At 43.9% G+C, this 403-nt stretch carries 1 protein-coding gene; it reads left to right on the top strand.

Translation table 11 applies throughout. From position 1 onward, the window contains the following. The coding region (locus tag FOT42_RS18215) for a hypothetical protein (RefSeq protein ID WP_192938450.1) at positions 1–403 on the top strand (403 nt) is incomplete at both ends.

The raw sequence follows: 403 nt of genomic DNA, 5'->3' as shown, positions 1-403 counted from the left end.
CGACCCCTATGTGGTTAACAGCACCTTCACGGAGTCGCAAGAAGCTATTGATGTGCCATATGACCCAAGTACAACAACATTGACCTCTGGGAATGTTCAGAATGTGATAGAAGAACTGAAAGCAGAAGTGGATGCTTTTGCGGCGACTTCCGGTCAAACAAATACAGCTTCAAATGTTGGGGCCGGAGGAGTTGGGACATTTGCTCGGAAGACTGGGGCAGATCTTGAATTTAAGAACATCAATGCAGGATCTAATAAGATTACGATAACAAATGATGTTGCGAACGATGAAATTGATATTGATATCAATGATGCCAATATAACGATTACCGAAAGTCAGATATCTGATTTGAGCCATACTGTGGACACCGACGACCAGACCTTGTCTGAGGTACTTGCCGAG

This window comes from Flagellimonas hadalis (assembly GCF_007785775.2).
GTDB lineage: Bacteria > Bacteroidota > Bacteroidia > Flavobacteriales > Flavobacteriaceae > Flagellimonas > Flagellimonas hadalis.
This window is presented reverse-complemented; position numbering and strand designations above follow the sequence as displayed.